The 15091-nt window shown below is 76.6% G+C and carries 8 protein-coding genes; 2 read left to right on the forward strand and 6 right to left on the reverse strand.

The window, feature by feature from the left end; genetic code table 11:
- Nucleotides 1–142: 142 nt before the first annotated feature.
- Nucleotides 143–499: a hypothetical protein gene (locus RVR_RS06140; RefSeq protein WP_202232873.1), complete on the forward strand. Its 357-nt coding sequence runs from the start codon at nucleotides 143–145 to the stop codon at nucleotides 497–499.
- 473 nt (nucleotides 500–972) lie between these two features.
- On the opposite strand, the gene RVR_RS06145 is transcribed toward RVR_RS06140, so the two are convergent.
- Nucleotides 973–1938: a pirin family protein gene (locus RVR_RS06145; protein WP_202232874.1), complete on the reverse strand. Its 966-nt coding sequence runs from the start codon at nucleotides 1936–1938 to the stop codon at nucleotides 973–975.
- 7 nt (nucleotides 1939–1945) lie between these two features.
- The gene (locus RVR_RS06150; protein ID WP_430393218.1) at nucleotides 1946–3970 is read right to left on the reverse strand and encodes an acyclic terpene utilization AtuA family protein; all 2025 of its coding nucleotides are present in this window, start codon (nucleotides 3968–3970) and stop codon (nucleotides 1946–1948) included.
- A 142-nt stretch (nucleotides 3971–4112) separates the two neighbouring features.
- Between RVR_RS06150 and RVR_RS06155 the strand changes: the two genes are divergently transcribed.
- Nucleotides 4113–4721 carry an NUDIX hydrolase gene (locus RVR_RS06155; RefSeq protein ID WP_202232875.1) on the forward strand — a complete coding sequence of 203 codons (609 nt, stop codon included), beginning with the start codon at nucleotides 4113–4115 and terminating at the stop codon, nucleotides 4719–4721.
- Nucleotides 4722–4773: 52 nt separating this feature from the next.
- Here RVR_RS06155 and RVR_RS06160 read toward each other — a convergent pair whose 3' ends face one another.
- The 4 genes from RVR_RS06160 to RVR_RS06175 all read right to left on the reverse strand — a co-directional run bounded on the left by RVR_RS06160 (nucleotide 4774) and on the right by RVR_RS06175 (nucleotide 14927).
- Complete coding sequence (locus tag RVR_RS06160; RefSeq protein ID WP_202232876.1) at nucleotides 4774–5787, reverse strand: alpha/beta hydrolase; 1014 nt, start codon at nucleotides 5785–5787, stop codon at nucleotides 4774–4776.
- 157 nt (nucleotides 5788–5944) lie between these two features.
- Entirely contained in the window at nucleotides 5945–11107 is a 5163-nt protein-coding gene (locus RVR_RS06165; RefSeq protein ID WP_202232877.1) for a type I polyketide synthase, read from the reverse strand.
- A gap of 217 nt (nucleotides 11108–11324) precedes the next feature.
- A complete protein-coding gene (locus RVR_RS06170; RefSeq protein ID WP_202232878.1) occupies nucleotides 11325–13190 on the reverse strand; it encodes a fatty acyl-AMP ligase in 1866 nt (621 codons plus the stop codon).
- A 189-nt stretch (nucleotides 13191–13379) separates the two neighbouring features.
- Entirely contained in the window at nucleotides 13380–14927 is a 1548-nt protein-coding gene (locus RVR_RS06175) for an acyl-CoA carboxylase subunit beta (protein ID WP_202232879.1), read from the reverse strand.
- Nucleotides 14928–15091: the final 164 nt, after the last annotated feature.

Here is a 15091-nt window from a genome sequence, read left to right on the forward strand (position 1 = left end):
CGCCGGCCTTGGGGGTGTGCGGGACGCGGCGCGGCAATTCAGAATCATCGATAGTCATGGACCTGTCAATATGGCCTCTGTGGACCTACCACCCTCCCCGGCAGGAGGCCGGACGCGCGCTCGGCGGGTGCGGCGAGCGGCGTTGGCGTACCCCGGGGACAGCGTCGAGGCGGACGAAGTGGCCGACGCCGTCGGGGGCGAGGTGCCGGTAGAGGGCAACCGCCAGTGCGGCACCGAGGACCATGGGGAGCAGCAGTCCGGTGAGGCGGACCGCGGCCACGGCGCCGCGGGCGATGCGGCCGCCGCCCAAGGGATCGAGTTGTCCCCGCGCAGCCCCCGGGCGATCCGGCTCTGGGCGAAGGGCCGCGCCCGTGCACTCGCCCGGCAGGGCGACTGCGCCGGAACGGCACGAGCGATCGGCCGAGCACTCGACCTGACGACCACGGCGTCGGCACCGCCCGCGGCAGTGATGGCCAGGTTGCGAACCCTCAAGGGCTGATGACGGCTACCAGCGCACGGGGCTCCCGGAGGTGTCCAGGTGCTGTTGCGAACCATCCAGTGCTGATGACGACCTGTACGACGTCGCCGCCGTCCTGGAGGACCCACCGCGGGACGGCGTGCCGGACTTCACCCCCGTCGAGTCCCACGCCCCGGCACATGGCGCGTGTTTCGGCCCCGGGGCGACGTTTGTCCGGGAGTCCACCAGCTGTCCCGGCACCGCGGAGGAGGAGGCGCCGGGCCGGACGCGAAGCGCCCGAGAGCGCTGCTGACTACCGGTCAGCAAACTCGGCATGAGGTCAGCATCCGTCCTGGCACACCCTGTCACACGCGGACGCACAGGCGAATCCGCGACCGCGCCGACCACGCTTTCCGAGCCTCGCGAGCGCGGGTGGTGGACGGCGTGCGGCGCCGTCACCCGCCCGCTCGGGCGCCCTCGGTCAAGGGCACGGGTGGCATCGGCGTTCTTGCAGGTCAGCGCTCGCGGCCGCGCGGTTTGAGGGGGGTGGGCGGGAGCTCCGGGGCCAGGAGGCGGTCGCCGTCGTAGCCGTGGACCTCGCCGAAACGGTTCCCGGTGTGCCAGTCCTCACGGGCCTGGGCGATGTCCTCGCCGGTGCGCCCGACGAAGTTCCAGAACATGACCAGCTTCTCCGCGAAGGGCTCGCCGCCCAGCAGCATGAGGGAGGCGGAGCTGTCGGCCAGGAGGGACAGGTCCCGGCGCCCGGCGCCGAGGTAGAGGAGCGACCCCGGGGTGACGGCCACCCCGTCGACGTCCACCCGCCCGGACATCGCCAGCGCGGCGTACTCGAAGTCCGGCTGGAGCGGCAGCCGCGCGGCGGTGCCCTCGGCGAGGGTGAGGTCGGCGCCGACCAGGGGCGTGTGGACGGTACCGGGCGACACCGCACCGTCGAGCTCGCCGAGGATCACCGTGGCGTGCAGCCCGTGCGCAGTGACCTCGGGCAGCTCCGCGTGGTGCTCGAACGCGGGCTCCGTGTTCCGGTGCGCGTCGGGCAGCGCCACCCACAACTGGGCGCCGTGCAGGTAGCGGCCGTGGTCGCGCGGCGACTCCTCGGAGTGCGAGATGCCCCGCCCGGAGGTCATCAGCCCCAACTCCCGTGGCCGTACGGTCTGCTTGCTGCCGAGGCTGTCGCGGTGCAGCACCTCGCCGTCGTGCAGCCAGCTCACGGTCTGCAACCCCGTGTGCGGGTGCGGCGGCACCTGCATGCCCGGTTCGCGGGCGATGTCGTCGGGGCCGTAGTGGTCGACGAAGCACCACGCGCCGATCATCCGGCGGCCGAGGTTGGGGAGCAGCCGGCGCACCCGCGTGCTCTCACCGAGGGGCGTGATGCGGCCGGTGAGCAGTTCGCGGACCGGGGCGGCGGACACGTCCTCGCGGCCCCCGCAGACGCTCGCGGACGGTTTCACATCGAGATTGCTCATGGTCCGATCATGCACCGGGTTGCGGCCGGGGCGCCCGAGGCGGCTCCACCAGCCGTTCCGGGATGTCCGCCAACCGGCCGCGCAGCCGCTCCCCGAGCGCCTTCGCCTGGGGGTCGGCACGGGTGGACGCCGCCACCCCGTCGCCGAGCAGGTCGTGCACGACGAAGTTCAACGCCCGCAGGTTGGGCAGTTCGTAGCGGCTGACCGGCAGCCGGGCCGCCTCGGGCAGCAGCGCGCGCAGCCGGGGCACGTCGAGGTACGTACGCAGCCAGGCGTAGGCGTCGTCGTCCGCGACCCACAGGCCGACGTTGGCGTCGCCGCCCTTGTCCCCCGACCGCGCGCCGACCAGCGTGCCCAGCGGCAGGCGTACGGTCCTGCCGGGCTCCGCGCCGGTCCGCCCACCGTACGGCTCCGCGCGCTCGGGCCGCGGCGCGCCCGCGACCGGGGGCGGCGGCGGGGGCACGGCGTCGGGCCTCACCCCCGGCGCGACGCGCCCCGGCAACAGCCCGCCGCCCGGCCCGCCCCCGACCGCTACGGCACCGGGCGGTACGGCACCGGCCGCTACGGCACCGGGCGGTACGGCACCGGGCGGTACGGCACCGGACGCTGCGCCTTCGGCCCCGGGCCCCTCCGCCCCCGACCGCCCCGGGCCGCCGGCCCTCGGCACCGCCAGCCGCGTACCGTCCGCGAGCACCGCGACCTCCGCCACCTCTTCCGCCGGGACCAACGCCGGCCAGTACACGCCGTACTCGGTCGGGCGGGCGGTGGCGTGCTCCAGGTAGAGGCCGGGGTAGCCGGCCAGCGCGGTGCCGGCGACGGCGGAGAAGAAGCCGCGGCCGACCTTGCCGGGGTCGGGGTCCTTCACCGTCAGGGTGAGCCGGTCCACCTCGTGGCCGTGCTCGCGCCGCAGGTCGTACCCGGCGAACGCGGCCGGGCCCCCGGTGGCGTCGCGCAGCGCGGCCTCGGCGAAGTCGGCCTTGGCGTCGAGGTCGAGGCCGGTGAGCACGAACACCGCGGAGTTGCGGTGGCCGCCGACGTGGTTGACGCAGACCTTGAGGGTGTCGGGCGCCGGTTCGCCGGTGACCGGGCCGACCGCGACCCGGTCGGTGCCCTCCTGGGTGAGGCGGACGGTGTCGAACCGGGCCACCACGTCGGCGTTGAGGTAGGCGGGATGGCCGGTCTCGTAGAGAAGTTGGGCGGTGACGGTGCCGACGGTGACGGCACCGCCGGTGCCAGGGTGCTTGGTGATGACGCTGGAGCCGTCCGGGTGGACCTCGGCGATGGGGAAGCCGGGGTGCACCGGGTCGGGGATCTCGGTGAAGAAGGAGTAGTTGCCGCCGGTGGCCTGCGTGCCGCACTCGATGATGTGGCCGGCGGTGACCGCGCCGGCCAGCGCGTCCCAGTCGTCGGGCGCCCAGCCGAACGCCCACGCGGCGGGCCCGACCACGAGCGACGCGTCGGTGACGCGCCCGCAGACCACCACGTCGGCGCCCGAGCGCAGCGCCCGCGCGATGCCCCAGCCGCCGAGGTAGGCGTTGGCGGTGACCGGCTCGACGCCCGCGGCGGCCAGCGGGCGGCCGGTGGCGAGGTGGGCGAAGGCGTGGCCCCGGGAGCGGAGTTCGGGCAGCCGGCCGAGCAGGTCGTCGCCCTCGACGTGGGCGACGGAGGGCCGCAGCCCCGCCGCCGCGGCGAGTTCGCGGAGCTTCGCGGCGAGCCCGGCCGGGTTGAGGCCGCCGGCGTTGACCACGACCTTGATGCCGCGCTCCAGGCAGGTGCCGAGCACGTCGTGCATCTGGGCGAGGAAGGACAGCGCGTAGCCGCCGTCCGGGTCGCGCCGCCGGGCCTTCCACAGCAGCAGCATGGTGAGTTCGGCGAGGTAGTCGCCGGTGAGGACGTCGATCGGGCCGCCCTCGACCATCTCGCGGGCGGCGGCGAGCCGGTCGCCGTAGTAGCCCGAGCAGTTGGCGATCCGCAGCGGTGCGGTGCGCCCGCGGCCGTGGACCGGCTCGCCGGCCGGAGCGGTCGTGCCCACCGGACCGTTCGCCGCACTGGTCACCGTACTCTCCCGTCACTTCGCCCCAGGGTCACCGGCCCCGGCGATCATCGTGCCGATGCCCGCGCCGCGCAAGACCCCGTGAGGGCGGGGATCGGACGGCCGGTGGTTGAATCGCGGGATGAACCAACCTCCCGCGCGCCCCGATCCGGCCGAACGCCCCGATCCGGCCGAACGCCCCGACGCCGGCGCGCCCGACGACGACGGCGGCCCGCTGTCCGTGCACGAGGTCATCGACATCGTGGACGAGGACGACCACGTCGTCGGCACCTCGCCGCGCGGCGAGGCGTACGCGCGCGGGCTGCGGCACCGCTGCGCGTTCATCCTGGCCCGCGACGACCGCGACCGGATCTTCGTGCACCGCCGCACGTCCCGCAAGCTCGTCTTCCCGTCCCTGTACGACGTCTTCGTCGGCGGCGTCGTCGGGGCGGGCGAGTCCTACGACGAGACGGCCCTGCGCGAGGCCGAGGAGGAGCTGGGCGTGTCCGGACTGCCGCAGCCCACCCGCCTGTTCAAGTTCCTCTACCGCCAGGAGAACGGCCCCGGCGGCTGGTGGTCGACGGTGTACGAGGTACGGGTCGACGGTCCGGTGCGGCCGCAGCCGGAGGAGGTCGCCTGGCACGCCTTCGTGACCGAGGAGGAGCTCGAAACGCGGTTGCGCGAGTGGGAGTTCGTGCCGGACGGGCTGGAGGCGTACCGCCGGCTGGCCCGCTGGCGGGCGGAGCGCTGAGGCCGTCCGGCGGGTCGTGCCGGGTCCCGGGGCCGGTCCCGCCCGCGGCTTCTCAGGTCAGGCCGAGCGCCTGCGCGATCACCGGCCACGACGTCTTGTACTCCTGCTTCCAGTACGTCCAACTGTGCGTGCCGCCGGTGTAGAAGTGGGTCTGGACCGGGAGGCCGAGCAGTGCCAGCCGCACGGCGAACGCCTGCGAGCCGGGCCACAGCGTGGTCTCCAGCGCTTCGGCGCTCAACTCGCCGTTCCCGCCCACGACTCCGGTCCCGGAGGAGAGGAAGAGCTTGGTGCCCTGGAGGCCCGAGGCGAGCGCGAACGGGTTCTCGGCGTTCCACAGCGGGAAGTTGAGGACGGGCGAGCCCCACAGCGACATCGGGTCCAGTCCCTCGCGGGCGACGATCGCCTCGACCACGGTCGGCATGCCCGGCATCGTGGTGTCGAGCACGCCGCTGTAGGAGGCCGCGGCGGCGAAGGTGCCCGGGTGCCGCGCGGCGAAGGCCATCGCCGCCCAGCCGCCGGTGGACACCCCGCCGATCGCCCGGGTGGCGCCGGCGCGGTAGTCCTGCTGGAGGAGCTGCATCAACTCGGTGACCTGGAAGGTCTCGTAGTCCGGGTGGCCGCTGCCGTAGTTCCACCAGGCGCTGGGGATGCCGGTGGGACCGGACGACGGCATGGCGACGATCACCTCCTTGTCGGCGGTGAACTGCTCGATGTCGGTCTCGCGCGTCCACGAGGTGTAGTCGTCGTGGGCGCCCTGGAGCAGGTAGAGCACCGGCCAGGTGCGGCCGGCCTGGGCCGACCAGTCGGCCGGCAGCAGCAGGCGGGTGGAGACGGTGCCGCCGACCGCGGGCGAGGAGATCCGCAGGTCCACGGTGCGCGCGTCGAGCCAGGTCTGGGAGACGACGGACGCGCCGTCCGCGGCGGTGCCTGCGGGTACGGCGGCGGCACCCTCGCGCGCGGTGGCGGCCGGTGCCGGGCCCGCGGGGCCGAGGACCAGCGCCGCGCTGGCCGCGAGCGTGACGGCCAGTGCCGCGGCGGCCCCCGGAAGACGGCGGTGCGTGTGCATGGGACACCTCATGTCGTAGGCGGTTCGGGGCGGAAGGGGTTCATGGCGTGGGGAGTTCGCGGCGGACGGTCCACCGGCGCGGACACCCGGGTTCGGGGTGCCGGGGACGGATCCGCCCGGTGCGGACGTGCCGGGGGCGGACCCGCCGGGTGCGCGTTCACCGTTCGCCCGGCTCGGGCCGCGGGGGCTCGGTGGCGCCGCCGGCCAGGTCGCGGGCCAGGAGTGCGGCGAGTTCGTCCACCACGGGCGGGTCGAGCAGCGCCAGGTGGTGGCCGGGCAGCGGGCGGACGGTCAGGTCCCGGCAGTGGGCGTCCCAGCCGAGCGCCGGGTCGTCGCGGTCGTAGCGGGGATCGCGCACCGTGTGCGGGGCCGGCTCGGTGGCGCGGTAGAGCAGGGTCCGGCCGGCGTAGGGGCGCGGGGTATGCCGCTCGGCGCTGCGCAGGTCGAGGTACGACGCGCGCTGGTGCTCCAGCACGGCCGCCGGCAGATCGGCCGACCGGGCGAGGGCGCCGACGACGAGATCGACCTGCCCGGCGTCGTCGAGTGCCGCCAGCCGGTCGTAGGGCAGGTCGAGCCGGGCGCCGTAGGTCTCCTCGACGTACCGGGCGAAGCCGGAGAAGCGCCGCAACGCCTCGTCGCGCGGGGTGAGTCGGGGCGCGGGCAGCGGCAGCACGCTGTCCACCAGCACCAGCGCGGCCACCGCCCCGGGCGTCGTACGCCGCCGCGGGTCGCGGTGCGGCTCCGGGGCCGTGTCCTCGGGGGCGGCGAGCAGCCGGGCGGTCTCCTGCGCCAGCAGCCCGCCGTACGACCAACCGCCCAGCACCCAGGGTCCGTTCGGCCGGACATCGCGGATCGTACGGGCGTACGCGCGGGCGCGGTCGCCCACGTCGGCCAGGGCGGGCAGCCGGTCCAGGCCGTAGCAGGGGCGGTCGGGGCCGAGCCGCCGGACGAGGCCGCCGTAGACCGCGGAGGAGCCGCCCGCCGGGTGGAAGAGGAAGAGCGGCGCACCGGTGCCCGCGGCGCTGAGGGTGCGGACGGGGCCGCCGGTCGCCGACTCCAGCCGTGGGCGCAGGAGTTCGGCGACCGCGGAGACCGTCGGCGGACGGGTCAGCAGCTCCCCCGGCGCCACCCTGTACCCGCTGCGCCCGGTCAGCTCCGCGGCGAACCGCGCCACGTCGTCGAACGGCCGGCCGGGCAGCCCGAGATCGTCCTCGGCGCCGGGCGGCGGACCGCCCGCGACGGTGGCCCAGGCATGGGCGACCAGCCGCTCGGCGGCGTCGCGCGGCTGGATACGACGCCGGCGGCCGTTCTGCCCCGACCGGGCGGGGGCGGCCGCGTCCTCCGACGGCCGTGTGGAGGCGGCGGGTTCGGTCACCGGCGGGGTGGGCGGCACGGGCACGGGCGGCGCGGTGTCCGCCAGGACTCCGGTCGCGGCGTCCGCCGGGGCTCCGGTCGCGGCGTCCGCCGGGGCTCCGGTCGCGGCGTCCGCCGGGGCTCCGGTCGCGGCGTCCGCCGGGTCGTCGCCGTGGCGCGCCAGCCAGGCCGCCAGCGCCTCCACGGTGCCGTGCCGCAGCAGCACGCGCGGCTCGACGGCGACGCCGAAGTCACGCCCCACGGCGGCGAGGATGCGGGCCGCCATCAGCGAGTCGAGGCCGAGGTCGGTGAGCGGGGTGCGGGGGTCGATGTCGGTCGGGGCGTAGCCCATGACCTGGGCGACGTGGCCGAGCAGGCGCCCGAGGACGGTCGGGGCGCCCGACGCCGCCACCGCGCCGCCCGCGCCGGGGGAACCGGCAGCGGGCTCGGAAGGGGGTCCGGAAGGGGGTCCGGAAGGGGGTCCGGAAAGGGGCTTGGCGGCAGCCCCGGCAGTGAATCCGGCGGCAGGCGCGTCCCCGTCCGTACCTGTGGCCGCCGCGCCGAACTCGCCTGGGGCGGCGGCCGGTTCGGGCCCGCGCCGGTGCACCGCCGTGGCCGTCTCCACCCAGTACCTGCGGTGCCGCCAGCCGGCCGAGGGGACGTCGGCGGGCCGGGCCCCCGGGTGGAGCAGGTCCCGTGCGACCGCCGTGCCGTGCAGCAGGTGTGCCGCCAGGCCCGTGCGGAAGGTGCGGGCGTCGTCCGTGTTCCGGCGCAGCGTCGGCAGCAGTACCGCGCCCTCGATCCCCTGGGCGGCCAACGTCTCGGCGAGCGGGTGCAGTTGGGTCGGGTGGGCGGAGATCTCGACGTAGGTCCGGTGGCCGTCCTCGGCCGCGGCGGCGACCGCCTGCGCGAAGCGCACCGGTTGGCGCAGCCCGGCGGCCCAGTAGCCGGCGTCGAAGGCGGGCACCTCGCGCGGGTCGTCCAGGACGGTGCCGTAGAACGCGCGGCCCGGCACGGTGTGCGGCACCTCGCCGAGTTGGCGGGTGAGCGGCGCCAGCAGCGGGTCCACCTGCGGGGAGTGCCCGGCGGCGACCACCCGCAGCGGGCGGGCCAGCCCGCCGAGCCGCCGCACCATGGCGACCAGGTTGTCGATGTCGGCGGCCGTCCCGGTCACGACGCTCTGCGCGGGCGAGGAGTGCACCGCGACCCGCACGCTCGGGAAGGTCGCGGCGTGCCGGCGCACCTCGGCCGCCGACAGCTCCACCACCGCCATCGCGCCACCGGACAGCCCGTCGAGCAGCCGCGCCCGGGTACCGATGACCCGCGCGCCGCTCTCCTCGTCGATCGCGCCCGCGACGACCGCGGCGGCCACCTCCCCCATCGAGTGCCCGATGACGGCGGCCGGTTCCACGCCGTACCACCGCCACAGGCCGGCCAGCGCGACCTGGAGCCCGAAGAGCACCGGCTGCACCACGGAGGGGGTCGCCAGGTCGGCGTCCGGCCGCAGGTGCGCGCGCAGCGAGAGTCCGGCGTGGCGTTCCAGCAGCGGTTCCAGGCGGTCCACGGCCGCGGCGAACGCCGGCTCCGCGGCCAGCAGCCGGCGGCCCATCCCGGGCCACTGCGAGCCGTAGCCGGAGAAGACCCACACCGGCCGGGGCGCGCCGCCGTTCGACGGGCTCGGCGGGTAGGCCGGTCGGGGGCCGTCGGGTGGCGGCGGGGCGGGGCGTGCCAGGGCCGGGTGCGGCCGGCCGGTGGCCAGGCGGGCCAGCGCGGCGGCGGCCTCGTCGTGGTCCGCGGCCACGGCGGCGGCGCGGTGCCTGCCCCGCCCGGTACGGCCGTGCAGGGTGCGGGCGAGGTCGCGCAGCGGCACCGCGCGGCCGGGCGGGGAGGCCAGCCAGCGGGCGAGTGCCTCGGCGGCGGCCCGCAGCCGGGCGTCCGACGGGGCGTCCAGCACCAGGACGGCGGGCGGCGGTTCGGCGACGACCACGGGCGCCGGCCGGCGAGCGGCTGCGGTCACGGGCTCCGGCCAGCGAGCGGCGGCGGCCGCGGTCGCGGGTTCCGGCCCGGGAAGCGGAGCGGTCGCGGCGTCCCCGGGGGCGGCCGCGGTCACGGGTTCCGGGGTGGGCGCGGAGGACGGCGCGGCGGCGGGGCCGCTCGCGTGGGCCGGTCGGTGGAGGGCCGCCGGGGGGCAGGGCCCGGTGGGCCGGTACTCCGCCAGCGTGACATGGGCGTTGGTCCCGCCGAATCCGAACGCGGAGACACCCGCGGTCGCGGTGCCGGAGTAGCGCGGCCAGGGTTCCGGCGCGGTCACGACGCGCAGCCCGAGCGCGTCGAAGTCGATCAGCGGGTTCGGCTCGGTGAGGTGGAGGTGGGCGGGCAGCAGGCCGTGGTGCAGCGCCAGCACCGTCTTCGCCAGGCCGACCATTCCCGCCGCGGCCTCCAGGTGCCCGAAGTTGGTCTTGGCCGAGCCGATCAGCAGCGGCTGGTCCGGGTCCCGGCCGGTGCCGAGCACGGCGCCCAGCGCCTGCGCCTCGATCGGGTCGCCGAGCGCGGTGCCGGTGCCGTGGGCCTCCACGTAGTCGAGCAGCGCGCCCCGCGGGCCGTGCGCCTGGCGCAGCAGGGCGCGCTGCGCCGCCGGGTTGGGGGCGAGCAGCCCGTTGGAGCGGCCGTCGGAGTTCACGGCGGTGCCGTGGACCACCGCCAGCACCCGGTCGCCGTCCCGTTCGGCGTCGGCGAGGCGCTTGAGCACGGCGACGACGCAGCCCTCGCCGCGCACCATCCCGTCGGCCGACGCGTCGAAGGTCTTGCAGCGGCCGTCGGGCGCGAGCGCCCCCGCGCGTTGGAACGCGAGGGTCAGCGCGGGGGACAGCAGCAGGTTGACGCCCGCGGCGAGCGCGGTGTCCGTCTCGCCGGTGGCGAGGCTGCGCACCGCGTGGTGCACCGCCACCAGCGACGACGAGCACGCGGTGTCCACGGCCATGCTCGGCCCGCGCAGGTCGAGCGCGTACGACAGCCGGTTCGCGGCGATGCTCAGCGCCGCGCCCGGCGGGGTCCACGCGTCGACCGCGCCGAGGTCGGCGGTGGTCAGCGACGCGTACTCGTTGCCGCTGATGCCGACGAAGACGCCGGTGGCGGTGCCGGCCAGTTCGGTGGCGGGGATCGCCGCGTGGTCCAGGCCCTCGCGGGCGACCTCCAGGAGCAGGCGCTGCTGCGGGTCCATCCGCACGGCCTCGTGGGGGGAGATCCCGAAGAACTCCGCGTCGAAGGCGGCGATGTCCGGCAGGAACGCGCCGTGCCGGCTGACACCCTCCAACCCCGGTCCGCCCGGCCCAGGTTCGCCGGGCCCCGATGCGGACTCCGCCCCGCCGGTGGCGCCTTGGCCCCCCGGAGCCGCACGATCCGGCTGCGCCAGGTTCACCCCCGGTCCGCCCGCCCCCGGGCCGCCCGGCCCCGGCTCGCCGGGCCGTCGGCCGGCACGGCTGCCGACGGCGGGCGGGAGGAACGGCGCCCAGCGGTCGTCGGGCACGGTGCCCACCGCGTCCCGCCCCTCGCGCAGCAGCTCCCACAGTGCCGCGGGCGAGGTGGCGCCGCCGGGCAGGCGGCAGCCGAGCCCGACGACGGCGACCGGGACGGCGGCCGGACCTCGCCCCGGCCCCGGCTCCGGGGCCCGCTCCGAGCCGTGCTCCGGACCTCGGCCAGGCCCCCCGGCCGGACCGGGGACGGACAGCTCCGGCCGGGGGTGTGCGGCCGCGTCCTGCGCGGCACCGCCTTCGGCGAGCGCCCCGAGCAGCCGGCCGAGCGTCGTGGCGTCCCACAGCGCGGTCGGTGCCAGCGGCACCCCGGTCAGGGCCCGCAACTCGCCGCTGAGCGCGACCGCGTCCCGCGAGGTGAGCCCCAACTCGGCGAACGGGCGGTCGTCGTCGATGTCGGAGGGGTCGAGCCCGTACCAGGCCCCCAGCCGCGCCACGATCGCCTCCCGCACCTCCGCCCCCGCCTGGCGCCCGCCCCCGCCGCCGTCCCCGGCGCCCGGTGCCGGTGCACCTGCGACACGGCCTTCCCCGACCGGGGCGGGCGGCGGGCCCGCGGCCGTACTGCGTCCCGCTTCGGACGCCGCGGGCACGGCGAGGGACGGGGTGGACGCCGGGACCGGGGGCTCGGCCGGGCCGGGCGGCGGAGTGGGGTGGTCAGGCACCGGGTGCGGCCTCCTTCGCGAGGGAGCCGGTCAGATAGCGGTCGCGGCAGGCCGAACGGGAGACCTTGCCGCTGGACGTGCGGGGCACCGCGCCCGGGGGCACGAGCACCAGACGGGCGAGCCGCACACCGTGGCGGGCGGACACGGCGGCCCGCGCGGCGCCCTCGGCGGCCGTACGGTCCTGGGCGGTGGGCCCGGCGCCGCGCCGGTACTCGGCGACGGCGACGATGTCGGGGGCGGCGTCGGCGTCCCGGGCGCCCCGCGCCGGCGGCACCGCGAAGACGGCGAGGCGGTCCCGGCGTACCACGGGGAGCGCCGCCTGGACGGTCTCCTCCAGGTCCTGCGGATAGTGGTTGCGGCCGTCCACGACGAGCAGGTCCTTCAGCCGGCCGGTGACGTACACCTGCCCGTCGTGGAGCGCGCCGAGGTCGCCGGTGCGCAGCCAGTCGCCGTACTCGCCGGTGATGCGGGCGGCGAAGGACTCCGCGGACCGGTCGGCGCGCTTCCAGTAGCCGAGGCCGATGTTGGGGCCGCGCAGCCGGATCTCGCCGACGTGTCCGGTGGGCAGCGGGCGCCCGGTGCGCGGGTCGGTGATCCTCAGCACCTGGCCGACCGGGATGCCGCAGCCGACCAGCGTCACGGGGGCCGGGCGGCCCTCCACGGCGCCGGCCGCCTCCCGCTCGCTCCCCCCTTCCGCCGCGCCGGCCGGCGTCCGCTCGCCCGTCGCCTCCGCCGCCCCGACGTGCTCCTCCGCGCCCGCCGGCACGATCCGGCCCTCCGCCAGCGCGTCGGCGTCGCAGGCGAGCGTGCGCGGCGGGGCGGTCGGCGGGTCCGTCGTGGCGAAGACGGTGGCCTCGGCCAGGCCGTAGGAGGGGCAGTGCGCCTGCGGGCGCAGCCCGGCGTCCGCGAAGGCGGCGTGGAAGCGGCCGACGGTGCCGGGCCGGACCGGCTCGCTGCCGTTGATCAGCGCGCGGACCCCGTCCAGCCGCAGCCCCGCGGCCTGCTCCGCGGTGATCCGGGCGGCACAGTAGTCGTACGCGAAGTTGGGCGCCGCGCTGATGGCGCCCCGGTAGGTGGAGAGCAACCGCAGCCAGCGCACGGGCTGTTCGAGGAAGGCGACCGGGTCGGTGAGGACCGAGGGGAAGCCGCCGACGACCGGCGCGGCGACGCTGAGCACCAGGCCCATGTCGTGGAAGAGCGGCAGCCATCCGACGGTGGTCGTGTCCTCGGGCGTGGCGGCGAACGCGTCGATCGCCTGCTGGGCGTTGGCGACGACGTTCCCGTGGCTGATCATCACACCGGCGGGGACGCGGGTGGAGCCCGAGGTGTACTGGAGGTAGGCGATGTCCTCGGGGTCGGCGGTCGGCCACGGGATCCGGGGCGGCGGCTCGGCCCCGGGCGTCCGCTCGACGTGGAGCACGGGTACCGGCGGGATGCCGTGCTCGGCGAGGAACGCGTCCACCGCGGGCGCGGTCGCGGCGTCGGTGAGCACGCAGCGGGGCTCGCAGTCGCCGAGCACCGCCGCGAGCCGGTCCGCGTGCCCGGGCAGGTCGGGGCCGAACAGCGGCACCGCGATCACCCCGGCGTACAGGCAGCCGAGGAACGCCGCCACGTAGCCGAGCCCCTGGGGCAGCATCAGCGCGGCGCGCTCGCCGGGTCCGACCCGGCCGCGCAGCCGCAGCGCGATGTCGCGGGCGTGCTCGTCCAGCCGCCGCCAGGTGAGCGTCCGCGCCCGCCCGGGCGAGTCGGGGTCCGGGTAGTCGACGAAGGTGAACGCCCGCTGCCCGCCGCGCTCCGCCGACCAGCGGCGCAGCGACTCGGTCAGCGGGACGGGACGCGCGGGGGGAGGTGTCGGCACGGGCACTCCTGGAGAGGGGTAGCGGCACGGGCGCACGGGGCCGGCCGGGTGTGCGGGAGATCGGGGCGCGGGGCGGAGCGGAGCGGACGGCGGGGGCGGATCAGGGGGCGCGGGGAGGGGGCGCGGGGAGGGGCAGGAGACGGGGCAGGGGGCAGGAGGGGGCGGGTCAGGTCAGGTCAGGTCAGGGGATCAGAGCGGGATGTTGCCGTGCCGGCGCTGCGGCAGGGCCAGTTCCTTCGTCCGCAGCGCGCGCAGCCCCCGGACGATCCGGCCGCGGGTCTCGTGCGGCATGATCACGGCGTCGAGGTAGCCGCGCTGCGCGGCCTGGAACGGCGTGGCGAAGTCGTTCTCGTACTCCTCGACGAGTTGCTTGCGCAGCAGTTCGGGGTCCTCGGCCTCGCTCAGCGCGCGGCGGTGCAGGATCGCGACGGCGCCCTGCGCGCCCATGACGGCGATGCGGGCGGTGGGCCAGGCGAGGTTGAGGTCGGCGCCCAGGTGCTTGGAGCCCATGACCGCGTAGCCGCCGCCGTACGCCTTGCGGACCACGACGGTGACGGTGGGCACGCTCGCCTCCGCGTACGCGTAGAGGAGTTTGGCGCCGCGCCGGACGATGCCCTCGTGTTCGAGCCGGACCCCGGACAGGTAGCCGGGGACGTCCACGAAGGACAGCAGGGGGATGCCGAACGCGTCGCAGAACCGTACGAACCTGGCGGCCTTCTCCGACGCGTCGATGTCGAGCGCACCGGCCGAGTGCAGCGGCTGGTTGGCGACGACGCCGACCGAGGAGCCCTCGACGCGGGCGAAGGCGCAGATGATGTTGGGTGCGAACAGCTCCTGTACCTCCAGGAGTTCGGCGTCGTCCACGACGCGGCGCAGGACGTCCCGCATGTCGTAGGCGCGGCCGGGGTCCTCGGGCACGATGGCGTCGAGTTGCAGGTCCCGCGCGGTGACCGAGGGGTCGGCGCGCAGGCCGTAGTCCGGGGGCGCGTCGCGGTTGTTGGCGGGCAGGTAGGACAGCAGCACGCGGACGAAGTCGAAGGCGTCCGCCTCGTCGTCGGCGACGTAGTGGGCGGTGCCGCTGACCGTGCCGCTGGTGTGGGCGCCGCCCAACTCCTCGGCGGTGGTGACCTCCCCGGTCACCGAGCGGATGACGTCGGGGCCGGTGACGAACATGTGCGAGGTGTCGCGGACCATCACGGTGAAGTCGGTGAGCGCCGGCGAGTAGGCGGCGCCGCCCGCGCACGGGCCGAGGACGAGGGAGAGCTGGGGGACGACGCCGGAGGCCCTGACGTTGCGGTGCACGAGTTCGGCGTAGTGGGCGAGGGCGACGACACCCTCCTGGATGCGGGCGCCGCCGCCGTCGTTGAGGCCGATGACGGGACAGCCGACCTTGACCGCGTGGTCCATCACCTTGGCGACCTTCTGCCCGAACGCCTCGCCCATGCTGCCGCCGAAGACGGTGGCGTCCTGCGCGAACACCGCGACCTGCCGGCCGTCCACGGTGCCGTGGCCGGTGACGACCCCGTCGCCGTCGGGCCGCCGGGAGTCCATGCCGAACGCGGTCGCGCGGTGCTGGACGAAGGCGTCGAACTCGGTGAACGACCCCTCGTCCAGGAGCGCGTCGAGGCGCTCCCGGGCGGTCAGCCGGCCGCGGGCGTGCAGGCGGGCCACGGCCTCGGGCGGACCGCCGCGCAGCAGGCGGGCGCGGCGGGACTCGAACTCGGCGGTGCGCGTCATGCGCGGTCCTCCTCCGGCCAGGGATGTCGTGGACACCACAGGCTCCGCTCGGCCGGGTGGGCGGGGGTAGTGCGGGGCCTGACAGCGGGCGGCACGGGCGCTGTCACTTCGGTGACAAGGCGGTCGGAGCGCCGGGCGGGGTGTGCGGGGGCCGCGGCGGGAGC

Source organism: Streptomyces sp. SN-593 (genome assembly GCF_016756395.1).
In the GTDB taxonomy this organism is placed as follows: Bacteria; Actinomycetota; Actinomycetes; order Streptomycetales; family Streptomycetaceae; genus Actinacidiphila; species Actinacidiphila reveromycinica.